20 protein-coding genes, 2 tRNA genes and 1 other RNA gene are annotated in these 22,463 nt (G+C 69.4%); 10 read left to right on the top strand and 13 right to left on the bottom strand.

Features of this window, described 5'->3' with window-relative positions; translation table 11 throughout:
* Positions 1 to 50: 50 nt before the first annotated feature.
* Positions 51 to 1,307 (top strand): multidrug effflux MFS transporter, encoded by a 1,257-nt coding sequence (locus tag RM788_RS30875; RefSeq protein ID WP_315921598.1) that lies wholly within the window; start codon positions 51 to 53, stop codon positions 1,305 to 1,307.
* A gap of 172 nt (positions 1,308 to 1,479) precedes the next feature.
* Here RM788_RS30875 and ssrA read toward each other — a convergent pair.
* Positions 1,480 to 1,852, bottom strand: a transfer-messenger RNA (tmRNA) gene (ssrA, locus tag RM788_RS30870).
* A gap of 173 nt (positions 1,853 to 2,025) precedes the next feature.
* Here ssrA and RM788_RS30865 point away from each other — a divergent pair.
* Both RM788_RS30865 and RM788_RS30860 read left to right on the top strand, forming a co-directional pair.
* On the top strand, positions 2,026 to 3,276 hold the full coding sequence (locus tag RM788_RS30865; RefSeq protein ID WP_315921596.1) for a sensor histidine kinase: 1,251 nt from the start codon (positions 2,026 to 2,028) through the stop codon (positions 3,274 to 3,276).
* Positions 3,264 to 3,908: a response regulator gene (locus tag RM788_RS30860; protein ID WP_315921594.1), complete on the top strand. Its 645-nt coding sequence runs from the start codon at positions 3,264 to 3,266 to the stop codon at positions 3,906 to 3,908. Before RM788_RS30865 ends, RM788_RS30860 begins: the two co-directional genes overlap by 13 nt.
* Here RM788_RS30860 and RM788_RS30855 read toward each other — a convergent pair.
* The 6 genes from RM788_RS30855 to RM788_RS30830 form a co-directional block, all read right to left on the bottom strand.
* Positions 3,890 to 4,798: an amidohydrolase family protein gene (locus tag RM788_RS30855; RefSeq protein ID WP_315934807.1), complete on the bottom strand. Its 909-nt coding sequence runs from the start codon at positions 4,796 to 4,798 to the stop codon at positions 3,890 to 3,892. The genes RM788_RS30860 and RM788_RS30855 overlap by 19 nt on opposite strands.
* Complete coding sequence (gene smpB / locus RM788_RS30850) at positions 4,795 to 5,280, bottom strand: SsrA-binding protein SmpB (RefSeq protein WP_106196938.1); 486 nt, start codon at positions 5,278 to 5,280, stop codon at positions 4,795 to 4,797. Before smpB ends, RM788_RS30855 begins: the two co-directional genes overlap by 4 nt.
* Before the next feature lie 29 nt (positions 5,281 to 5,309).
* Entirely contained in the window at positions 5,310 to 6,212 is a 903-nt protein-coding gene (ftsX, locus tag RM788_RS30845; protein ID WP_315921591.1) for a permease-like cell division protein FtsX, read from the bottom strand.
* Positions 6,213 to 6,257: 45 nt separating this feature from the next.
* Positions 6,258 to 6,947, bottom strand: a complete 690-nt coding sequence (gene ftsE, locus RM788_RS30840; RefSeq protein ID WP_106196936.1) for a cell division ATP-binding protein FtsE — start codon at positions 6,945 to 6,947, stop codon at positions 6,258 to 6,260.
* A 79-nt stretch (positions 6,948 to 7,026) separates the two neighbouring features.
* Positions 7,027 to 8,130 carry a peptide chain release factor 2 gene (gene prfB, locus RM788_RS30835; RefSeq protein WP_315921588.1) on the bottom strand — a complete coding sequence of 368 codons (1,104 nt, stop codon included), beginning with the start codon at positions 8,128 to 8,130 and terminating at the stop codon, positions 7,027 to 7,029.
* A gap of 60 nt (positions 8,131 to 8,190) precedes the next feature.
* Entirely contained in the window at positions 8,191 to 8,691 is a 501-nt protein-coding gene (locus tag RM788_RS30830; RefSeq protein WP_315921586.1) for a PadR family transcriptional regulator, read from the bottom strand.
* A gap of 382 nt (positions 8,692 to 9,073) precedes the next feature.
* On the opposite strand from RM788_RS30830, the gene RM788_RS30825 reads away from it, so the two are divergent.
* The gene (locus tag RM788_RS30825; RefSeq protein WP_315921584.1) at positions 9,074 to 9,331 is read left to right on the top strand and encodes a hypothetical protein; all 258 of its coding nucleotides are present in this window, start codon (positions 9,074 to 9,076) and stop codon (positions 9,329 to 9,331) included.
* A 119-nt stretch (positions 9,332 to 9,450) separates the two neighbouring features.
* Here RM788_RS30825 and RM788_RS30820 read toward each other — a convergent pair.
* The 3 genes from RM788_RS30820 to RM788_RS30810 all read right to left on the bottom strand — a co-directional run bounded on the left by RM788_RS30820 (position 9,451) and on the right by RM788_RS30810 (position 12,949).
* A tRNA-Met gene (locus RM788_RS30820) sits at positions 9,451 to 9,524 on the bottom strand.
* A gap of 260 nt (positions 9,525 to 9,784) precedes the next feature.
* Positions 9,785 to 9,858: transfer RNA gene (locus RM788_RS30815), tRNA-Met, on the bottom strand.
* Positions 9,859 to 9,961: 103 nt separating this feature from the next.
* Complete coding sequence (locus RM788_RS30810) at positions 9,962 to 12,949, bottom strand: UPF0182 family protein (protein ID WP_399345139.1); 2,988 nt, start codon at positions 12,947 to 12,949, stop codon at positions 9,962 to 9,964.
* Between the two features lie 177 nt (positions 12,950 to 13,126).
* Between RM788_RS30810 and RM788_RS30805 the strand changes: the two genes are divergently transcribed.
* The gene (locus RM788_RS30805) at positions 13,127 to 13,684 is read left to right on the top strand and encodes a PPA1309 family protein (protein WP_399345136.1); all 558 of its coding nucleotides are present in this window, start codon (positions 13,127 to 13,129) and stop codon (positions 13,682 to 13,684) included.
* An 82-nt stretch (positions 13,685 to 13,766) separates the two neighbouring features.
* Here RM788_RS30805 and RM788_RS30800 read toward each other — a convergent pair whose 3' ends face one another.
* Positions 13,767 to 14,894: a YlbL family protein gene (locus RM788_RS30800; protein ID WP_315921578.1), complete on the bottom strand. Its 1,128-nt coding sequence runs from the start codon at positions 14,892 to 14,894 to the stop codon at positions 13,767 to 13,769.
* A gap of 102 nt (positions 14,895 to 14,996) precedes the next feature.
* Between RM788_RS30800 and RM788_RS30795 the strand changes: the two genes are divergently transcribed.
* Entirely contained in the window at positions 14,997 to 16,334 is a 1,338-nt protein-coding gene (locus tag RM788_RS30795) for a zinc-dependent metalloprotease (protein WP_315921576.1), read from the top strand.
* 301 nt (positions 16,335 to 16,635) lie between these two features.
* Here RM788_RS30795 and RM788_RS30790 read toward each other — a convergent pair whose 3' ends face one another.
* Entirely contained in the window at positions 16,636 to 17,181 is a 546-nt protein-coding gene (locus RM788_RS30790; RefSeq protein ID WP_315921574.1) for a M48 metallopeptidase family protein, read from the bottom strand.
* Positions 17,182 to 17,416: 235 nt separating this feature from the next.
* On the opposite strand from RM788_RS30790, the gene RM788_RS30785 reads away from it, so the two are divergent.
* The 4 genes from RM788_RS30785 (at position 17,417) to RM788_RS30770 (ending at position 21,306) form a co-directional block, all read left to right on the top strand.
* The gene (locus tag RM788_RS30785) at positions 17,417 to 17,572 is read left to right on the top strand and encodes a DUF5679 domain-containing protein (RefSeq protein ID WP_170156312.1); all 156 of its coding nucleotides are present in this window, start codon (positions 17,417 to 17,419) and stop codon (positions 17,570 to 17,572) included.
* Between the two features lie 148 nt (positions 17,573 to 17,720).
* The gene (locus RM788_RS30780) at positions 17,721 to 18,764 is read left to right on the top strand and encodes a thiamine biosynthesis protein ThiF (RefSeq protein WP_315921571.1); all 1,044 of its coding nucleotides are present in this window, start codon (positions 17,721 to 17,723) and stop codon (positions 18,762 to 18,764) included.
* A 79-nt stretch (positions 18,765 to 18,843) separates the two neighbouring features.
* Complete coding sequence (locus tag RM788_RS30775; RefSeq protein WP_315921569.1) at positions 18,844 to 20,154, top strand: ABC1 kinase family protein; 1,311 nt, start codon at positions 18,844 to 18,846, stop codon at positions 20,152 to 20,154.
* A gap of 600 nt (positions 20,155 to 20,754) precedes the next feature.
* Positions 20,755 to 21,306 carry a hypothetical protein gene (locus RM788_RS30770; protein ID WP_315921567.1) on the top strand — a complete coding sequence of 184 codons (552 nt, stop codon included), beginning with the start codon at positions 20,755 to 20,757 and terminating at the stop codon, positions 21,304 to 21,306.
* Between the two features lie 195 nt (positions 21,307 to 21,501).
* On the opposite strand, the gene RM788_RS30765 is transcribed toward RM788_RS30770, so the two are convergent.
* The gene (locus RM788_RS30765; protein ID WP_315921565.1) at positions 21,502 to 22,395 is read right to left on the bottom strand and encodes a class I SAM-dependent methyltransferase; all 894 of its coding nucleotides are present in this window, start codon (positions 22,393 to 22,395) and stop codon (positions 21,502 to 21,504) included.
* Positions 22,396 to 22,463 lie beyond the last annotated feature (68 nt).

Below are 22,463 nucleotides of genomic sequence, written 5' to 3'. Positions count from 1 at the left end.
TCTCTCCCGACGCGAAAACCCCGGTTCACGAACAGGAGAGCCACTCCACGATGACCACGGCCACCCTAGGACCGAGCAGGCTCAAGCTCGTCGGCCTGCTGGGCGCCCTCTGCACCCTGGGCCCGCTCTCGATCGACATGTACCTCCCCGCGTTCCCCGCGATGGCGCGGGAACTCGGCACGACAGCGCCGCAGATCCAGCTGTCGCTCACCACGTTCATCATCGGCCTCGCCCTCGGCCAGCTGGTGGTGGGCCCGATCTCCGACGCGGTGGGCAGGCGCAAGCCGCTGCTCATCGGCCTGACCGCCTACGTGGTCTTCTCCCTGATGGCGGCCATCGCCCCCACCGCGCTCGCGCTGGCGAGCATCCGCTTCGCCCAGGCGTTCGGCGTGGCCGCGGGTTTCGTCGTCGCCACGGCGGTGGCGCGGGACATGTTCTCCGGCATGGCCATGGCCAAGTTCATGAGCATGTTGATGCTGGTCAACGGCCTGGGCCCGGTCATCGCCCCGGTGCTGGGCGGCCAGGTCCTCCGCCTCACGTCCTGGCGCGGCACGTTCCTGGTGCTGGCCGTGATCGGCACCGTCCTGCTGATCGTCCTCGCCATGGCGCTGCCGGAGACCCACCCAGCCGAGAAACGGGTTCCCGCCAACCTGAAGGGCACCCTCAGGACCTTCGGCCGCCTGCTCTCCGACCGCTACTTCGTCGGCTACGCCCTGGCGGCGTCCTTCGCCCTGGGGTCGCTCTTCGCCTACGTCTCCGGCGCCTCGTTCGTCCTCCAGAACGTCTTCGGCCTCACGCCCCAGCAGTTCAGCCTGGTCTTCGGCGTCAACTCCGCCGGCATCCTGCTGGCGGGCTCCCTCAACACGTGGCTGACCGGCCGGATCATGCCCAGGACCCTGCTGACCGCCGGTCTCGCCATGGCCACCGCGGGCGGCCTCGGCCTCCTCACGGCAGGCCTCGCGGGCGGCAACCTCCTGGCGTTCCTGCCACCGCTGTTCCTGCTCACCACCAGCGTCGGCGTCCTGCTCCCCAACGCCGCGACACTGGCCATGAACCGCCACCCTGAATCCGCCGGCAGCGCCTCAGCCCTCCTCGGCGTCCTCCAGTTCCTCGCAGGCGGCCTGGTCGCACCCCTGGTGGGTGCCGCGGGCACCGGCAGCGTCATCCCCATGGCCACCGTCATGTTCAGCCTGACCATCGCCGCCCTACTGGCCTTCACCATCCTGACCAGGGGCGACAGGGGCATCACCAACGACCCCACCCCCAACACCATCCCCGAAGCCGCCACAGGGGTAGCCCCCCACTGAGCGCAAGGCACCAACCAACCGATGACAAATGGCGACCCACACCAAACCGGCACACAGCACGGGGGTGCAGGGGGGCGAAGCCCACCCTGCCTCGGGGTCCGGGGCGGGAGCCCCGGAAAACACCCGGGAACGAGAAACGGCGAGCGCTCTGCGCGAGCACTCGCCGTCCATCGAATGGAGGTGCCGGGAATCGAACCCGGGTCCTCTGCCGGCTCATCAGGGCTTCTCCGTGCGCAGTCGACTACGTCTCTACTCGGCCCGACCGATCACATCGACAAGTTCGGTCTGACAGGCCCAGACACTGTGGGATTCCCAACCAGTTCCCGTGCCCGGAACTGGAGGTGAGCCTCCTGGCTGATGCCGGGATCCGGAACGGAGGCGCTTCCGGGCCGACAGCGTTTTCCCTGGCTTAGGCAGCGAGGGCGAACGCGCGCTGGTCGTTAGACTTGGCGCTTATAGGTTTGCGATGACGCTTGCGGTGGTCTCTCGCCTGCACCGGCACGCTTCCCCTGAATCAACGAACAAAGTCGAAACCGTTCACCCCCGTCGGGTGTTGCTGGGTCTTGCCTCGTACAGCATAACGCCCCAGCCCTCCAGGTTCATCCCAATAGACTTCAGGTAGGGCTGGCCCCACCACGGGCACGCTGGCCTACCCGATGGTTCTCCTGCCACGATCCGGTGATGCTGGTCTGGCACACCGAGCGGACTAGGCGGGGACATGACGACGCGACCACTTCCCAAGATCGCCAGGACCAGCGTCTTCCTGCTGGTCAACTTCTTCATCAGCACCCTGTGGTTCGTGGTGCTCGTGTCGATGTTCGCGACCAGCATCGGACTCGCGGTCGTCTGGCTGGGCATCCCGCTGCTGGCGGTGACGCTGCTGATCGCGCGCGGCGCGTCGGCGCTGGAGCGGATGTGGGTGCACACGATGCTGGGCACCTACGTGGCCTCCCCGTACCGGCCGCTGCCCGAGGGCGGGGTGCTGGCGCGGACGAAGGCCGTGATCACCGATCCGGCGGCGTGGCGGGACCTGGGCTACTGGATGCTGATGTTCCCGCTCAGCATCGTCGAGTTCGTCCTGGTCGTCACTTTCTGGCCGGTGGCGCTGTCGCTGATCGCGTACCCGCTGGTCTACGACCGGCTGATGGCCTACGTCGTCGTCGAGCTGCCCGGCGGCGGTGAGTGGGCCGTCGACTCGTTCGCCCGCGCCATCCCGGTGACGGTGGTCGGCCTGCTGCTCGGCCTGCTCACGGTGCCGCTGGTCCGCGGCCTCGGCAGGCTGCACGGTTCGCTGGCCCGCAACGTCCTCGGTCCGTCGCGCACGGCCCTGCTGTCCGCCGAGGCGAAGCGGCTGCACGCGAGCCGGGCCCGCGGCGTCGACTCGGCGGAGGCCGAGCGCAGGCGGATCGAGCGCGACCTGCACGACGGCGCGCAGCAACGGCTGGTCGCGGTGGCGATGACGCTGGGCAGGGCGAAGACGAAGATGGACTCCGACCCGGACGCGGCCCGCGAGCTGATCGCCGAGGCGCACGTCGACGCGAAGCTGGCCATCTCCGAGCTGCGCGACCTGGCCCGCGGCATCTACCCGTCGGTGCTGGGCGACCGCGGGCTCGACCCGGCGCTGTCGTCGCTGATCTCGAAGTGCCCGATCCCGGTCGACCTGAGCGTCGACGTGGAGCCGCGGCCGCCGACCGCCGTGGAGAGCGCCGCCTACTTCACCGTCGCCGAGACGCTGACGAACATCGCCAAGCACGCGGAGGCGACCCGCGTCGGGGTGAAGGTGTTCCGGACCGACCGCTCGGTGGTCGTGGAGGTCACCGACGACGGCAAGGGCGGCGCCGAGGTGCGCAAGGGTGGAGGCCTCGCGGGCCTCGCGGACCGGGCTGCGACCATTGACGGTGTGGTCGTGGTGGTCAGCCCCGTCGGTGGGCCGACAGTGATCCGGACGGAGCTGCCGTGCGCGTGGTGATCGCGGAGGATTCCGTCCTCCTGCGGGTGGGGGTCCAGCGCCTGCTGGCCGACGAGGGCATCGAGACGGTGGCGGCGGTGGAGGACGGGGTGGCGCTGCTCGCGGCCATCGACGAGCACCGCCCCGACCTGGCGCTGGTGGACGTGCGGATGCCCCCGACGTTCACCGACGAGGGTCTGCGCGCGGCGATCGAGGCCCGCAAGCGCATCCCGAACCTGCCGGTCCTGGTGTTGTCGCAGTACGTGGAGGAGCGCTACGCGGTCGAACTGCTGGCCGGGGGCGCGAGCGGCGTCGGCTACCTGCTCAAGGAGCGGGTGGCCGACGTCGCCGAGTTCGTCGCGGCGGTCCGCCGGGTCGCCGACGGCGGCACGAGCATCGACCACGAGGTCATCACCCAGCTGATGGCCCGCAGCAGGCGCAACCCGGTCGACTCGCTGACCGCGCGCGAACGCGAGGTGCTCGGCCTGATGGCGGAGGGCCTGTCGAACGCGGCCATCGCCGCCTCGCTGGTGGTGTCCGACGGCGCGGTCGAGAAGCACGTGGGCAACATCTTCGCGAAGCTCGGACTGGAGCCCAGCACTTCGGAGCACCGAAGGGTTCGCGCGGTGCTCGCCTACCTCGACATCGGCTGACCGAGGAGCCGCGCCGGGTTGTCGTGCAGCACGGCGCGCAGGAACCCGGTGCCGAGCCGGTCGTCGGACCCGGCCCAGCCCGCGATGGCCCGCAGCTGCTCGGCGTAGCCGTACGGGATGTTGGGGAAGTCCGTGCCGAGCACGATCCGGTCCGGCACGTCGGCGATCCGCGCCGCCCAGTCCGCCGGGAGCGGCTGCGTGCGCTCGGTGAACGGCACTCCCACCATCGTGGTGTCCAGGTGCACGCGCGGGTACCGGGCGACCAGGTCGAGCGCCGCGCCGTAGTCGGGCATCCCGGCGTGCGCGATGACCGCGGTCAGCCGGGGGTGCCTGCGGAGCACGGCCTCGTACCGGTCGAGCCCCGTGTGCGCGCCGGGCATCGGCCCGTGCCCGCAGTGCACCACGGCGGGCACACCGGCTTCGGCGAGCAGCCCCCACGCGCCGTCCAGCAACGGGTCCGCCGGGTCGTACGCGCCGACCTGGACGTGCGCCTTCACGCACCGGGCGCCCGCGTCGAGCGCCTTCGCGAGGTAGGTCTCCACACCCGGTTCGGGGTACAGCGTCGCGGTCGGCACGGCTCCCGGTGTGCGCTGCCCGAAGTCGACCGCCCACTCGGTGAGCCACTCCGCCATGTCCGGCTTGTGCGGGTACACCAGCGGGGCGAACGCGATCACGCCCAGCGCCCGCAGGCGGTCGAGGCGCTCCGGCTCGGTGAGCCGGTAGTGGATCGGCCACGGCGTGCCGTAGTGGTCGCCCGCGCCGTCGAAGAACGCCCACACCTTCGCGAGCACGCGCTCGGGCATGAAGTGGACGTGGACGTCCACGAGACCGGGAAGTCCCAGGCCGGTGACCCAGCCCGGGACTTCTCCGTCGTTCTCGGGGCCGTTCAGTACCGGCCCCCGCGGCCCTTCAGCGCACGGCCGTACGCCTTCTGGATGTCGCGGTCGGCGTCGCGCTTGGCGATGTCCTGGCGCTTGTCGTAGGACTTCTTGCCCTTCGCCAGCGCCAGCTCCAGCTTCACGTAGCCGTCGCTGAAGTACATCGACAGCGGGATCAGGCTCAGACCGCTCTCCTTGGTCTTGCCGATCAGCCGTTCGATCTCGCTCTTGTGCAGCAGCAGCTTCCGCCGCCGCCGCACCTCGTGGTTGGTCCACGTCCCCGCCACGTACTCGGGGATGTGCAGCGCGTGCAACCAGATCTCGCCGTCGTCGACCTGGGCGAAGGCGTCCACAAGGGACGCCCGCCCCAGCCGGAGGCTCTTCACCTCGGTGCCGACGAGCACGACACCTGCTTCGAAGACGTCGAGGATGGTGTAGTCGTGTCGAGCCTTGCGGTTCGACGCGATCACCTTCCTGCCGCGTTCCTTGACCATGATGCGACTTTACGTGACCGGGCCAGCGGTTAAAGCCGGACGTAGAGGCGCAGGGTGACGTAGCCGGTCAACGCCGAGATCAGCACCGAGACGCCGAACAGGATCGGCGCGATCAGCAGCACGTCGAGCTGGCTCAGCGTCGGCAGGATGCCGGAGGAGAACAGGTCGCCCAGCACCCGGTCCAGGATGAAGGCCTTGAACAGGATCAGGCCGACCACCGAGACGATCGCGCCGATGATGCCCGCGACCACCGCCTCGATGAGGAACGGGAGCTGCGTGTACCACCGCGTCGCGCCCACCAGGCGCATGATGCCGACCTCTGTCCGCCGCGTGTACGCGGAGACCTGGATCGTGTTGGAGATCAGCAGGAGGGCGGCCAGCGCCTGGAGCAGCGCCAGGAACAGCGCGCCGTCGCGGACGCCGTTGAGCACGTTGAACAGCCGGTCCAGGAACTTGCCCTGGTCGTCGACGCTCTTCACACCCGCCTTGCCCGAGAACTCGCGCACGATCACGTCCGCGCGCTCCGGGTCCTCCAGCTTGACCCGGAACGTGGCCGGGATGGCCTCGGGGCGGGCGAGCTTCACGAGCTCCGGCTGGGCCTCGAAGATCTTCTTGAAGCGCTCGAAGCCCTTGTCGCGGTTCTCGAAGACGACCGACTCGACACCGGACGTCTTCTCCAACGAGCTGCGCAGACCCGCGCAGGGCTCACTGGAGCAGTCCTGGTCGTTGGCGCTCACGTCGTTGGTGAGCAGGACCGCTACTTCGAGCTTGCCCTGGTAGTTGGCCTGCATCTTGTCGACCATGCGGACGACGAGCAAACCACCACCGAGCAGGCCGAGCGAGATAGCGGTCGTGAGGATCATCGCGATGGTCATCGTGACGTTCCGGCGCAGGCCGGTGACGACCTCGCTGAACACGAAGCTGGTGCGCATCGGGGGTGGCGTTCCTTGGGGTCGGGGAAAGGTGTGCGGGAGGTCCTATCGGCCGACGCCGTAGACGCCTCGCGCGTCGTCGCGGACGACCCTGCCGTTGTCGAGTTCGACGACCCGGCGGCGCATGGAGTCGACGATGCCGTGGTCGTGCGTGGCCATCACGACGGTCGTGCCGGTGCGGTTGATCCGCTCCAGCAGCAGCATGATGTCCTGGCTCGTGTCGGGGTCCAGGTTTCCGGTGGGCTCGTCGGCGATGAGCACCAGCGGGCGGTTCACGAACGCGCGGGCGATCGCGACGCGCTGCTGCTCACCACCGGACAACTCGTGCGGCAGCCGGTCCGCCTTGCCTTCGAGGCCGACCAACTGGAGCACCTCGGGGACCACCTTGACGATGGTGTTCTTGGGCTTGCCGATGACCTCGAGCGCGAACGCGACGTTCTCCGCCACGGTCTTGTTGCTGAGGAGTCGGAAGTCCTGGAACACGCAGCCGATGGACTGGCGCAGGCGGGGGACCCTGCGCCGGGACATCTTGGCGACGTCGAAGTTGGACACGTAGACGCGCCCCTTGCTGGGCACCTCTTCGCGGAGCAGCAAGCGCAAGAACGTGGATTTGCCGGACCCCGAGGGTCCGATGAGGAACACGAACTCACCCTTGTCCATCTCGACCGAGACGTCGTCGAGTGCGGGACGCGTGGAGGTCTTGTAGACCTTGGAAACGTGTTCTAGGCGAATCACGAGGGCGGAGTCTACCCGTGGCCAGGGTAAAGCCTTCGTCTCGCCCGGTGAAGTGCGGAGCGTGACGACTCGTCACCGATCACGACGACTGCTGCTGCTTGCGCCACCGGATGCCCGCCTCGAGGAAGTCGTCGATCTCGCCGTCGAGCACGGCGCCGGGGTTGCCGACCTCGTGCTCGGTCCGGAGGTCCTTGACCATCTGGTACGGGTGCAGGACGTAGGAGCGCATCTGGTTGCCCCAGCTGGACCCGCTGTCCTTGAGCGCGTCCATCTTGTCCTTGTCCTCCTGGCGCTGCCGCTCCAGCAGCTTCGCCTGGAGGACGGCCATCGCGGTCGCCTTGTTCTGCAGCTGCGAGCGCTCGTTCTGGCACGACACCACGATCCCGGTCGGGATGTGGGTCAGCCGCACCGCGGAGTCCGTCGTGTTGACGCCCTGGCCGCCGGGACCGGACGACCGGTACACGTCGACGCGCAGTTCCTTCTCGTCGATCTCGACGTGGTCGGTCTGCTCGACGACCGGCACGACCTCGACGCCCGCGAACGACGTCTGGCGGCGGCCCTGGTTGTCGAACGGGGAGATGCGCACCAGCCGGTGCGTGCCCTGCTCGACCGACAGCGTGCCGTAGGCGTACGGGGCGGTGATGCGGAAGGTGGCGGACTTGATGCCGGCCTCTTCGGCGTAGGACGTGTCGAACACGTCGACGCCGTAGCCGTGGCGTTCGGCCCAGCGGGAGTACATGCGGAGCAGCATCTCCGCGAAGTCAGCCGCGTCGATGCCGCCCGCTTCGGCGCGCACGGTGATGAGCGCGTTGCGCTCGTCGTACTCGCCGGAGAGCAGCGTGCGGACTTCCAGGGAAGCGATTTCCTCGCGCAGCTTCGCCCGGTCGTTGTCGGCGTCCGCGGTGCTGTCCGCGTCGTCCTCGGCCTCGGCGAGTTCGTACATGATGCCGACGTCTTCGAGGCGGCTGCGCAGGTTCGTGATGCGCCGGAGCTCGCCCTGCTTGTGGGACAGCTCGCTGGTGAGCTTCTGCGCCTTCTCCTGGTCGTTCCAGAGGTCGGGGAGGGCGGCCTGCTCTTCCAGATCGGCGACCTGGGCGCGCAACGTGTCGAGGTCCATCACCGCCTCGATGCTGCCGAGGGTCGCGGAGAGGTCCTTGATGTCTGCTTCGACGTCCGGGTTCACGTCGAAAGATTACGCCGGCACCGGCCGCGGGGAGCGACCGGTGGCCGGGTAACCGGGGGTTCAGGCGGTCGGGATGGCGTCCAGGAGCTTGAGGACGGCCTTGGCGTGCGCGAGGCCGAACTCGGCCACCGCCTTCGCATAGGGGTCCTCAGCGGTCTTCACAGCCGTTTTGGCGCTCTCCTGCTCGGCCCCGTACACACCGCGGGCGGTGTCCACGAGTCCGGAGCGCTGCTTGGCCGTCAACGACCCCGCGTGGACGAGACGCAGGATCAGCGGGCTGCGCAGGTGGTCGGGGCCCGGCTCGGAGAGGAGCCAGTTCTTGAACGCCTTCTTGCCCGCCGCGGTCAGCACGTACTGCTGACTCGAGCGCGGCCCCTGCTTGCCGAGGCGGAGCAGGCCCGCGTCGGCGAGCGCGGGCAGCTCGCGGTAGACCTGGCTGCGGGTGACGCTGAAAAACGCGCCGAAGCGCTCTCCGGCCTCAGCCACGAGCTGGCCACCGGTCTTGGGTCCGTCGTGCAGCAGCCCGAGCAGGGCAGCGGCGGTCGCGTTGAGGTCCGACATGAGAGCAACGGTGCCACGACATCGGGGCGCTGTCCACAATGGTCAACCGTTCTGTCCACTGTGGCTGATCACGGGCTAGTGGAATTGGGCCATGCGGAGCAACGGAAAGCTCCGCACGGTGACGACGCCCCGATCGACACCACGCTTTCGGCCCCTTGACCCGTCTCGTCCAGCTCACGTGGAAAATCCGTTCACGGCAACGGAATGCCGTTCGGGGAAGTCCGCCGGGAGCCGACCCGACTCACTCGAACGGCAGCAGGAGGCCCTCGAAGCTCACCCGCCGGAGCCGTTGTGGGCCATGTGCTCATCCCCTGTTCGCACAACAAGGTGGTTCCCGGCTCGAGGCCTGGCGCGGGGCCCCGGCACTGGGACGATTGTCCTGGTGCGCGGCCTGGTCGGGGTCGCGCTCAAGCCGGAGGTGCGGGCGATGGGCATCAAGTGGATGGACGGCAAGGTCGCACGGGGCGCCAAGGTCGTGCGCGGGGCCCGTGCGTGGGCGAGCGGCACCATTCCGGATCAGGCGGGCAAGGACGAGTGCATGGTCTGCGGCAAGCAGATCCGCCGCACCCGCAACGTCAGCGGCGGCGGCCGCGTCTGCTCCCTCAAGTGCAACGAGTACTGGATCGAGAACATGACCTAAACCCGCGACAGACAAGCGAGAGGCCCGGCCCCCATAGGGGACCGGGCCTCTCTCGCGCACACAAGACCGAAAACAAAAGATCCCGGCCCGACCGAAGTCGAACCGGGATCTTCCACAAGTAGCGGGGACAGGATTTGAACCTGCGACCTCTGGGTTATGAGCCCAGCGAGCTACCGAGCTGCTCCACCCCGCGCCGCTTACTTCATTTACTTGTTTCCCTCTGTCCTGCTGAGAACAACTATACACGCTCCCGCACCCGCTTTTTACCACCCCCGCTCAAGCACCATTCCCGCAGCTCAGAGGATCTTTGAACCAGCGAGCCCCAACAATCGGCCACCCGCCGGGGATGCAGGGGGCGAAGCCTCCCTGCCTTGAGGGCTCGGGGGCGAGAGCCCCCGTGAAATGCGAAAAATCCCCGTGCGACCGAAGTCGCACGGGGATATCCCGGATTTGTAGCGGGGACAGGATTTGAACCTGCGACCTCTGGGTTATGAGCCCAGCGAGCTACCGAGCTGCTCCACCCCGCGCCGTTGTTGCTAAGACGAACTGTACTGGGTGGTTGCCGGGAGATGCAAATCGGGTGGCCCCCACGTGCTGGGGACCACCCGATTCACCTGCTCAGCGGTGGTGTCAGCCCGAGGGCGTCGCCGTCGGGGCCACCGAGGACGACGACGCGGGGGGCGTCGACGGGGCGGTGGTCGCCGCGTTCGCGGTCTCGAACTTCTTCGTGGCGTCGTCGAGCGCCTTGTAGGCGTTGCCGAGCGCGGCGAAGTCACCGCTCGACTGGGCGGCCTTGATGGCCGCCAGCGCGCCCTGCATGTCCTTCACGGCCTGCGTGAGCTCGGGGCTGGACTGCCCGCTGCCCGGTGGCGTGGAGGTCGTCGGCGACGTCGGTGTGGTCGGCGACGTCGAGGTCGTGCCACCCGGCACGGTCGGCACCTGGGTCGAGGCGCCGGTCAGCACCTGTTCCAGCGCTTCCGCCAGCGTCGGCGCGTACCCGACCTTGTCACCGAAGCTGACCAGGACCTTGGACAGCTGCGGGTACGACGTGTTCTGACTGGCCCGTTCGATGTAGACCGGTTCGACGTAGAGCAGCCCGCCGCCGACCGGGAGGGTCAGCAGGTTGCCGTAGACGACCTTCGTCTTCTGCTGGGTCAGCAGGTTCAGCTCGGAGCTGACCGTCGCCGAGGTGAGGAACTGCGTCTGGATCTGCTGCGGGCCCTTGGCCTCGTTGTTGAGGGTCAGGACGCTGATCTTCCCGTAGTTGTCCGGGTCGGATCTCGCCGTGACGTAGGAGGCCATGAACTCGCGGTTCTGCCTCACCAGCGAGCTGGTCAGCTGGAAGCTCACCTTGTTCTGCCCGGCCGTCGGGTCGCCCGCCACCACGTAGAACGGCGGTTGCTGGTCACGCGGCTGCGAGTTGACCTGCGCCTGCTGCTCCAGGGTGGTCGCGTTGTCGACCGTGGGGTCGGACGGGACGCCCCAGAAGGAGACACCGGAGAAGAAGTCCCGCGGCTCGGAGACGTGGTACTTCGACAGCGTCTCGCGCTGGACCTTGAAGAGGTCCTCCGGGTAGCGGAAGTGCTCGCGCAGCGACGCCGAGATGGCGCTGTTCGGCTTGACCGTGCCGGGGAAGACGCCCATCCAGGCCTTGAGGACCGGGTCCTGCTCGTCCATCGCGTACAGGGTCACCGTGCCGTCGTAGGCGTCCACAGTGGCCTTGACCGAGTTGCGGATGTAGCTGATCTCCTCGTTCGGCAACTGCGCGACGCCGGGGAGCGAGTCGTTGGTGACCTCGCCGAGGGGGGTCTTCTTGGCGTACGGGTAGTTGGCGAGCGTGGTGTAGCCGTCGACGATCCAGGTGATCTTCCCGTCCACGACGGCCGGGTACGGGTCGCCGTCGACCGTCAGCCACGGGGCGACCTCTTCGACGCGGTCCCTGGGGTGCCGGTTGAAGATGATCTTCGACTCTTCGGTGATCGACTGGTTGAACAGGATGTTGCGCTCGCCGTAGTACGAGGCGAAGATCAACTTGTTGAAGAGGCCGCCGATGCGGACGCCGCCCGCGCCGGTGTAGGTGTAGGACGACGCGTCGGTGTCGTACTCGCCCGGAGCCCCGGCGTCACGGCCGCCGACGATCGCGTAGTCGCCCACCGCGCCCAGCTCGCCGTAGTACGTGCGCGGCTGCTGCACGCCGAACGGACCCGGCTGCACCTTGCCGTCCGGCGCGACCTCGCTGGCCTGGAAGACGGGGTAGCCGCCGTTGCCGCCGTTGTCCGCGGGGGTGTTCACCTTGCTCGCCTCGGCCGCGACGAAACCGTTGCCGTGGGTGTAGACGAGGTGCTGGTTGATCCAGTCGCGCTGGCCCTGCGGGATGCCCGCGGTGTTCAGCTCGCGGACCGCCACGATGTAGTCCTGCAGCTCCTGGTCCTGGACCTTGTACCGGTCGACGTCGAGCTTCTCCGGGAAGGCGTAGAACGGCCGCAGCTGCTGGAACTGGGTGAAGGTCTTGGCCACCACGGCGGGGTCGAGCAACCGGATGTTGCCCAGCGTCGCCTGGTCCTTCTTCAGCTCCTCGAGCGACACGTTCTGCTTGCCTTCATAGGGTTTCGTCTCGACTTTGTCGTCGGTCAACCCGAAGGCCTGCTTGGTCGCGTTGATGTTGCGCTTGATCGACTCCGCTTCGCGCTCGATGGCGTTCGGCTTCACCGAGAACTGCTCCAGCACCGCGGGCCACGCGGCGCCGACGAGGATGCTCGACAGGATCAGCAGCACCGTCGCGATCGCGGGCAGCTGGAGGTTGCGCAGCACCGCGCCGACGAAGAACGCGATCGCGCAGAACACCGCGATGCACAACAGGATCAGCTTGGCGGGCAGCACCGCGTTGAGGTCGGTGTAGGTCGCGCCGTTGAACTTGTCGTTGCGGTCGGAGAACAGCAGCATGTACCGGTCGAAGAAGTACGCGACCGCCTTGAGCAGCACGAACACACCGGCCACGATGGACAGGTGGGTGCGCGACGGGCCCGAGAGCTGGCCGCCGCGACCGGCCAGGCGGATGCCGCCGAACAGGTAGTGCGCGACGATCGCGGCCACGAAGGACACCGCGGTGGCGATGAACAGCCACGACAGCAGCCACGTGTAGAAGGGGAGCTGGAAGGCGTAGAAGCCGATGTCGTGACCGAACTGCGGGTCGGTCACCCCGAACGGCACCGAGTGCAGGAACAGCTGGAACTGCTGCCAGTCCGCCTGGGCCGACGTGCCCGCGATGAGGCCGATCAGGACCGGGATGCCGATCGCGAACAGGCGCATCCGGCGCGACACGACGGCGCGGTAGCGCGCCACCGGGTCGTCCGGGCCCGTCACGGGCACGAACACCGGCCGCGTCCGGTAGGCGAGGATCAGGTTGATCGCGACGAGGCCGCCGACCAGCAGTCCGACGCCGAGGAACAGCCCGAAGCGCGTCAGCAGCATGGTGCTGTAGACGCTCTGGAAGCCGACCTCGCCGAACCACAGCCAGTTGACGTAGGTGCCGAGCAGGCGGGATCCGGTGATGAGCCCGACCAGGATCACGCCGCCGATGATGAGCAGCAGCCTGCTTCGTCGGGACAGTTTGGGCAGTCCGACCGGGGGCCGTGTGGCCACGGTGCACCCTCCAGGTTCGCAGTGGTCCGATTGTCGGCTTGCCGACTCTTCAATTAGTACGTTCTGTCCAACTCTACGGAGGCCGCGCCGAGTTCCCCGATCGGTTGACCGTTTCACCCCTGCCGGCGGCCACCGCTGCCGTGGGATGCGACCATAACCACCGTGTCAGCCAATCCTTCGCCTTCGCCGGAGAACTCGCCCGTACTGCTCCGCGCCGTCGCGCGCGAGGTCGAGGAGTTCGTGTCCACGGCCGGGTGGGACCAGGGCCTCCAGCTGTTCGCCCTGGTGCCGACCGCCGAACTGCTCGCGCAGCAGCCGGAGCTGGCGGGTCAGCTCGACCCGGAGGCGTCCCCGCTGACGCCCATCGCGCAGGACGAGCTGCCCGACACCGACCTGGCCGACGCGCTGCTCGGCATCGTGTGGCCCGAGGTCGTGGCGGGCTGCGCGCTGGCGCAGGAGATCCTCGTGCTGCCCCCGGAGGCCGAGGAGAAGCTGCGCGCCGAGGAGCTCGGCGACGAGGAGGCCCGCGCGTTCGCCGCGGCGCACCCGCAGCGCCGCGAGGCCCGGCTGGTCGCGGCGGTGCTGCGCGACGGCACGGCCGCCTGCGTGCTGCACCTGCGCGGCAACACCGAGATGCCCGACGAGGTCGTCGAGCACCCCGAGCTGGCCCCGAACCTGACCAACGCGCTGCTGGAGACCTTCAAGCCGTAGCGGGCCCCGCCCCGTGACGCGCCTCGGGCCCGTCCGCCTAGGTGGCGGGCGGGCCCGAGGGCTTCCGCCGTGGGAAGCCGGTTCAGCAGCCGGGCGCGTCCTTGCCCGCCACGACCGCCTCGACGGCCTGGACGGCGCCGGTCAGCGTCTCCACCTTCACCAGCCGCAGCCCCTCGGGCGCCTGCTGCTTGGCCTCGACGCAGTTGTCGGCGGGCACCAGGAACGTCGTGGCGCCGCCTTCGCGGGCGGCGACCATCTTGAACGGGATGCCGCCGATGGGGCCGACCTCGCCCTTCTCGCTGATCTCGCCGGTGCCCGCGATGGACTGGCCGCCGTTGAGCTCGCCGGGGGTCAGCTTGTCCACGATGGACAGGGCGAACAGCAGGCCCGCCGACGGTCCGCCGACCTCCGGCACACCGATCTTGATCTCGAACGGGGCGTCGGCGCGGTCGACGGCCAGCACACCGAGGAAGCCCGTCTCGCGGTTGTCCGCGCGGCCGAGCGGCACCTTCGAGGTCTGCTGCTTGCCGTCGCGGTCGTAGGTGATCTCGATCTCGTCGCCCGGCTTGGTGTTCTCCAGGGCGGCCTTGACGTCGTCGGCCACGCCGATCTGCTTGCCGTTGACGACGCGCAGCCGGTCGTTGGGCTCGAGGACGGCGTCCGCGGCGCTGCCCTTCGTGATCTCGGCGGCGAGCACCTTCACCGGGTAGCCCAGGTAGCGCAGCGCGGCGACCTCGGCGCTGGTCTGCGAGTCCTGGAAGGCCTTGGTGTTCTGGTCGCGGACCTCGTCCTTGGACACGCCGGGCTTGAAGAATTCTTCGCGCGGCGCCAGCGCGTACCGGCCGCTCACCCACAGCCCCATCGCGCCGAACAGCGACAGGTCGTCGATCAGCGACACCGTCGTCATCGTCAGGTGGCCGCCGGTGGGGAACGTGTCCTGGCCCTCGATGGAGACGACGTTGGCGCCGTCGACCTGGCCGAGCGTGTCGTAGGTCGGGCCGGGGCCCAGCGCCACGTAGGGCACGCGGGCGAACCCGCCCGCCAGCCCGAGTCCGATGACCACCAGGAAGCTGATCAGCAACGTCCAGGTGCGGCGGGTCGGGCCCGACCTGTCCCGCGGCGGTGGCGGCGGTGTCGCGGCCGGGCCACCCGCGTCGTCGCCGTCGCCGACGACGGTGTCCGTGGTGCCGCCCTCGCTGTGCTCGCTCACGGTTCGACAGAGTACGACCTGCGCATGTGGACGACGTGACGTCCTCAAGCTCGCAGCGAACCTGCGCCGCGCACGCGCACGTGTCCGCGTAACGTTGTGGGCATGACTGACCTGCCGTTCGGGTTCGGCCCGTCGGACCCCGACGACCCCAACCGCAAGCCCTCCGACCAGGCCGGGCAGGGCAATCCCTTCGACTTCAACCAACTCGGCGCGATGCTGAGCCAGCTCGGCGCGATGTTCAGCAACCAGAACGCGTCAGCCGGTCCGGTGAACTACGAGCTCGCCAAGCAGATCGCCCTCCAGCAGCTCGCGGGCTCGGGCGGACCGGCCATCGGGTTCACCGCCGACCAGGGCACCGCCGTGACGGACGCGGTGCACCTGGCCGAGATGTGGCTGGACCCCGCGACCGCGCTGCCCGCGGGCACCCGGTCCGTGCAGAGCTGGACCGCGCGCGAGTGGGTCGAGCGGACGCTGCCGACGTGGCAGCGGCTGTGCGACCCGATGGCGCGGCGCGTGTCCGGCGCCTGGGTCGAGGCGATGCCCGCCGAGGCCAAGGAAGCCGCGGGCCCGCTGCTGTCGATGCTCGGCCAGATGGGCGGGATGGCGTTCGGGTCCCAGCTCGGCGGCGCGCTCGCCCAGCTCGGCTCCGAGGTGCTGACCTCCACCGAGGTCGGGCTCCCCCTCGGTCCCGAGGGCACGGCCGCCCTGCTGCCCGCGAACATCGAGAAGTTCACCGAGGGCCTCGAGCGCCCGGCCAGCGAGGTCATGGTCTTCCTGGCCGCCCGCGAAGCCGCTCACCAGCGCCTCTTCACGCACGTCCCGTGGCTGCGCCAGCGGCTGCTGGACACGGTCGAGGAGTTCGCCAAGGGCATCAAGGTCGACACGAGCGCACTCGAGCAGATGGCGGGCCAGATCGACCCGTCGAACCCCGAGAGCATCGAAGAGGCCATGAAGTCCGGCATGCTCGAGCCGCAGACCACGCCCGAGCAGAAGGCCGCCCTGACCCGCCTCGAGACCCTCCTGGCACTGGTCGAGGGCTGGGTGGACGTCGTCGTCGCGGAGGCCGTGGGCGAACGCCTGCCCGGCGCTTCCGCACTCCGCGAGACCCTCCAGCGCCGCCGCGCCACCGGCGGTCCGGCGGAGCAGACCTTCGCCACCCTCGTGGGCCTGGAACTCCGTCCGCGCCGGATGCGCGCCGCCTCCGCGCTGTGGAAGCTCGTCGGCGACCAGCACGGCATCGAGGTGCGCGACAGCCTCTGGGAGCACCCGGACCTGATCCCGGGCACGACGGACCTGGACGACCCGCTGGAGTTCGCCGAACGCCTCGGCAACACCCGCAAGGCGCTCGAGGACCCGATGGCGGAACTCGAGCGGACGCTCCGCGAGGAGAAGGGGTCCGGGACCGACAAGAACCCGGACGAGCCCCCCGCGGAATCGTAGAACCCACTTCCACCGAAAAGGCCACCACGCGATCACGTGGTGGCCTTTTCCTCGTTCACGACAAATCGGGAGCGTCGGGACAAGCCCCCCGACGGTCAGGCCAGTCACACCCGCTGGCCTGCACAGATGCTGTTCGGAGCCGCTGTTCGGGCTCGACGGTGGAAGCCGTGGTCGGTCACCGGCACAAAGCGCGCGCACCTCCACGTCGTTCCCGACGTGAAGCGAAAATCGTGATTCCCCCAGCACTCCGGTGAACGGCGGCGACGAATCGGCCACCCGCACCGGCCCCCTGGATTTCCTCCTATTCCTCCGCCCCGATCCCCAGCCCGGCTGCCGCCGAGATCCCCTCCAGGTACCCCATGGCCCGCTCCGACTTCGGGTACCGGTGAACCAGCTCCCAGAAGTCCTTCCCGTGCCCCGGAACCCTCAGGTGCGCCAACTCGTGCACCAGCACGTAGTCCAGCACCCACGACGGCACGTCCCGCAGCCGTTCGCTCACCCTGATCGTGCCCTCGGTGGGCGTGCAGGACGCCCAGCGCGTCCGCATCGGCGGCACCCACCGCACGCTGGTCGGTTCCGCGTCGTCGTCCAGGTACCGCCCGGCCAACTCCTCGCACCTCGTCAGCAGCGCCGCGTCGGACGTCCGCGCGGGTGATCGCCGACGCGTCTCGCTGCGCTGCAGGCGGCTGAGCATCTCCGCCACCCAGTGTTCTTCCTCGCCCTTGCTCATCCGGGCGGGGAGCAGCACGACGACCGTGTCCCCTTCCCGGTACGCGCTGACCATGCGGCGCCGCCGCGCGCTGCGGCGGACCTCCACATGGGTTTTGGCTACCCGCGGTTCGGCCATGGCTCAACGGTAAGGCCCACCACCGACAATTCGCGGCCGCCAAGCGGCGGTGGGGGCCGACACGGTCGGGCAGATTCCACCGAAAGGCGGCTGGACACGCACTGGTGGACATGCAGGCATCCGCACGTGCGCACAGGTAGCGTGCTGGGAAGGCCCCCGAGGGCGGTGCAGAACGCCCCGCTCTCACGACGCTGTCGCCGCCTGTGCGGCTACCGCCAAAGCAAGGGAGGAACCCGTGGCCGAGACCTACAACGGCTACTGCGTGAAGTGTCGCGAGAAGCGCGACTTCTCCGGAGAGATCCACGAGAACAACAACCGCAGGATGGCGAAGGGCAAGTGCCCCACGTGCGGCACCACGGTCACCCGGATCCTGGGCAAGGCCAAGGTCTGACGTGAACCCGCTGGTGGGCGTCCTGCGGGGGCGCCCACCAGCACCTTCGCCCCACCTCCGTCAACCCCCGATCCCCCGCCCTGTGGACAACTCCGGGGCCTGTGGACAGGCGTTTTGAGCCCGGCACTTCCGGGAGCACCCTCACCTCATGGACACCGAGACCCGCCCCCCGGCCGACCTCTCCCGCAGGCCCCGCGTGCTGCCCGGCCTGCCCGTGCTGCTGCGTCGCACGGGTGAGGTGCAGATAGGCACCGACCCCCGCCACGCCGTCGTCGTGGACTACCTCCCTCCCCCTTTCGTGGATGAACTGCTGGCTCTCGACGGCCGCCACACGGTCGCTGAACTGGGTGAACGTCTGACGGCGAAGGACGTGGACCCGACCGAGTTCCTGAGCCTGCTCGACCAGCTCGCCGAGGTCGGTCTGGTCGACGACGCGGTGCCCGTTCCGGGGCGGCTCACGGCCGACACCACGAGCCGCGCGCTGCGGACCGGACGCCCCGGCACGGGGATCGTCGCGGCCCGCGACAAGCTCGCGGTCGTCGTGCACGGGAACGGGCGCATCGCGGTCGCGACGGCGTCGCTGCTCGCCGCGGCGGGTGTCGGGCGGGTGCACCTCGTCGCCACCGGCCGGGTCGGCCCGGAGGACACCGGCTCCGGCTACCTGGACGTCGACGTGGGCCGTCCGCGGCGCGAGGCCGCCGTCGACGCCATCGGCCGGGCCTCCGGCGACGTGCGCACGGGCTGGATGACCAGCACCGGACGCCCTGACCTGGTCGTACTGGCCGATTCACTGGTGCCGCCGCCCGCGCTGCTCAACACCCTGATGCTGGAGGGCACCCAGCACCTGGTGGTCCGCGCCAGGGAGGGCGTCGGGGTCGTCGGACCGCTCGTGGTGCCGGGGCGGACGAGCTGCGTGCGCTGCGCGCACCTGCACCGGTCGGACCAGGACGAGGCGTGGGCGGCGTGCGCGACGCAGCTCGCGGACCGGATGCAGCCCACCGACCTGGCCACGGCGATGGCGTGCGCGGCGCTCGCGGTGGGCCAGGTCCTGTCCGCGCTCGACCCCGCCGAGGTGGGGTTGAGCCCGCCCAGGACGTGGAACGCGACCCTGGAGGTGCAGCCCCAGCTCGGGGTCCTGGAGCGCCGGCCGAGCGACCCGCACGTGTATTGCGGCTGCGGCAGCGCCGGGTAGCCCGCCGAGTCTGTGTAGGTTTTGAGGTGGACAGGCATTCCACTGCAGCTTCGAGAACGGGCGGGAGGAGAATCACCGGGTGAGCGAGATCCCGCGCAAGGCCGTCCAGCGCACCGCCAAGCTGGCCACCCTCCCGATTGGGGTGGCCGGGCGTGTCGTCGGTGGTTGGGGCAAGCGACTGACCGGTATGAGTTCCGAGCAGGTCAACGCCGACGTGACCGCGAAGACCGCGGAACAGGTGTTCGCCGTGCTCGGGCAGCTCAAGGGCGGTGCCATGAAGTTCGGCCAAGCCCTGAGCGTCTTCGAGGCGGCGGTGCCCGAGGAGATGGCGGCGCCGTACCGCGAGGCGCTGACCAAGCTCCAGACCGCGGCGCCACCGATGCCCACGCGCACGGTGCACCGGGTGCTCGCCGAGCAGCTCGGGTCGGCCTGGTCGAAGCGCTTCCAGGAGTTCGCCGACGAGCCCGCCGCGTCGGCCAGCATCGGCCAGGTGCACAAGGCGGTGTGGCACGACGGCCGCGAGGTCGCCGTGAAGGTGCAGTACCCCGGCGCCGACGAGGCGCTGAACGCCGACCTGAAGCAGCTGTTGAGGTTCAGCAGGCTGGTGCAGGCCATCATTCCGGGCGCCGAGGTGAAACCGCTGCTGGAGGAGTTGCGCGACCGCATGGTCGAGGAACTCGACTACCGGACGGAAGCGGACCACCAGCGCGCGTTCGCCAAGGCGTTCGACGGCGACGAGCACGTGCTCGTGCCGAAGGTCGTGGCCAGCGCGCCGAAGGTCATGATCACCGAGTGGATCGACGGCACGCCCCTGGCCGCCATCATCCGCGAGGGCTCCCGCGAGCAGCGCGACCTCGCAGGCCTGCGCCTGGCCGAGTTCCACTTCTCCGCCCCCAGCCGCTCCGGCCTCCTGCACGCCGACCCGCACCCCGGCAACTTCCTGCTCGGCGCCGACGGCAGGCTGCGCGCCATCGACTTCGGTGCCTGCGCCCGCCTCCCCGACGGCCTGCCCAGGACCCTCGGCGTCATGACCAGGCTGGCGTTGGACAAGCGCTCCGACGACCTCCTAGACCTGCTCCGCAACGAGCACTTCGTCCGCCCCGGCACCGACCTCCAGGGCGAGGACGTCCTCAACTACCTCGGCCCCTTCGTCGAACCCCTGCGCACCGAAACCTTCAAGTTCACCCGCAAATGGCTCCAGGGCCAAGCCGAACGCGTCGGCGACATGCGCAAACCCGACTCCCGCACCGGCCGCTCCCTCAACCTCCCGCCCCAGTACCTGCTCATCCACCGCGTCACCCTCGGCGCCACCGGCATCCTCTGCCAACTCGACGCCGAAGTCCCCACCCGCTCCATCGTCGCCCGCTGGCAACCCGGCTTCGACGACTAACCACCCAAGCCCCGTACCCGCCAGCACCTTCACCCGGCGGGCACGGGTGCTTTGCCCACCGCCCCCCGGACGCCTAGTCCGGCGCAGCTCGGATACCTCGTCAGACGAAGCCTGATGCTTTGTCCGGCGCAGCTCGGATGCCCGGTCAGGCGCAGCCTGATGCCTGGTCCGGCGCAGCTCGGATGCCCTGCCGACGCGCAGCGAGGTGCCCGGTCCGTCGCGGAGCGTCGGATACCCAAGGACCAAGCCCAAAGCCAGGCCTCATCCGACGAAGTCGGATGCCTGGTCGGCGCAGCCGATGCCTGAGTCAGGCGCAGCCTGATGCCCAGTCGGGCGGAGCCCGATGCTGGCGAAGCCAGACCTACCCCCTGCCCCCGATCCACAGCGCCCTCCTGCCCCACCCCCGTTTGTCAAGGCATCTTTCCCGCCTTGACAAACGGGGGTGGGGCATTGAGACAATCGCGCACCGGGGGCCGGGCTTCACCAAAAGGTGAGCACCCCGAAACAGCACCCACCCCACTTATCCACAACTCCACAAGTTATCCACAACCCACCAACCACCACTCGCGACAACCCCCCAACCCACCCCACCATGGACCCATGCGAGATGGCGTCACCAGCACCGCTGATCTGGTCAAATCCGGAGTCTCCCGATACACGATCGACACCAGGTGCCGCCCCGGCGGCCCCTGGCTCCGCCTCCTACCCGGCGTGATCCTGTTGACACCCGGCCTCCCGACCCGCCGACAAAGGGTCCGGGCCGCCGCTTTGTACACAGGCCCCGACTCCCTCATCACCGGCGTCGACGCCCTCCACTCCCACGGCCTCCACCCCCTCCCCCTCCCCTCACGCGTCCACGTGCTCCAACGCCCCAACCAACGCCTGAACAGCCACGACTTCCTACTCCTGGAACGCACCGCCAGACGCCCCCCGGCCACCACCAAGGACGACCTCCGCCTGGCAACCCCCGCCAGGGCAACCCTCGACGCCGCCCGACGCGAACAACACCCGCTCCGCCTTCACCAACTACTGGCAGCCGTACTCCGCGCCGAACTCACCACAGCCGCCGAACTCCTGGAAGAACTGGACGCCGGCAGCAAACGCGGCGCCTCCGCCCCGCGCACCGCACTCCGAATGCTCACCGGCCAATGACAAGCCAGCCGACGAAATCAAGCGATCACCAGTACTCCACAGGCAACTTCGACTCCACATCCCGCACATGAGCACGAGCGCAGACGTGGCAAAGCCAAGTCCGGACACCATCATCACGCTGGCTCACCCACGCCATCCGCTCCACCGGATCGCTCACCGAGTCACGCGCCCTGGAGCAGCGCGAGCAGCTCTCGGTCACCGCTTCCGACCCACGTGCACCGTGTTGGCCTGCAAGAAGAAGACGTCGTCGCGAAGCCCGATGTACGCCGGATCGCCGGGGTCCAGCAGCCTGTGGACCGCGGCCCGGTCCGCGGGGTGGGCGAGGGCGCCCGCGACATCGGCCCGCCACCGCAGCCAGTCCTCGATCGACTCGCGGACCGCGGGTTTCGTCGGCGCAGGGTGGTCGACGAGGTAGCTGAAAGCGGTGACCTCATCCAGGCCCGCCTCGGTGAGCACGGTGTTCCAGCCGACCGGCAGCCGGGAGGCGCCGGGGATCTGCTCGCGCATCCGGGTGAACCACGCGCCGCGGGCGGCGGCCAGGCGGTCCTGCAGGCCGGGCTCGCCGATGCCGAGGTCCCACGGGAGGCAGCGGGTTTCCAGACCGCCCTCGGCCAGGGCGAACCAGCCGCCGGGAGCGAGGGCGCTGATCAGGTTGACGGCGCCGCGGCGCTGGTCGGGGAGGTGGTGCAGGACGTTCGACGCCCAGACGAGGTGGGCGGATTCGGCGAACTCGGTCGGTTCCTCGGTGGCGATGTCGGCCAGCACCGGGCGCACGCGGACCGTGGCGGTCGACGTGTCCGACTCGTAGGTGGCCGCCGAGCGGGCGGCGACGGTGGCGGCGTCGAGCAGTTCGGGGACGGCGTCCACCAGGACGACGGTGCCGCCGCCCCGTGCGCAGAGCGCTTCGGTGAGCGCGACGCCCATGCCGCCCGCGCCCGATCCGACGTCGATGACGGTCGGGTTGTCGGGCAGGGCCCGGACGAGTCTGCGCGCGACGACGCGCAGGGCGTCGGCGTGCAGCCCGTCGGCGCGCCGCATCGCGATCAACCTGGCTGGCCAGTCGATTCCGTCGTGCGTGTGTCGTCCCACCTCCGCACCGTACCGACGACTCCGGCCGCTCTCCCGTCGAAACGGGGGAGCGGCCGGAGTCGTACCTG

Origin of the sequence: Umezawaea sp. Da 62-37 (assembly GCF_032460545.1) — a bacterium.
In the GTDB taxonomy this organism is placed as follows: Bacteria; Actinomycetota; Actinomycetes; order Mycobacteriales; family Pseudonocardiaceae; genus Umezawaea.
The sequence above is the reverse complement of the archived record's forward strand: the minus strand, read 5'-3'. Positions and strand labels throughout refer to the sequence as shown.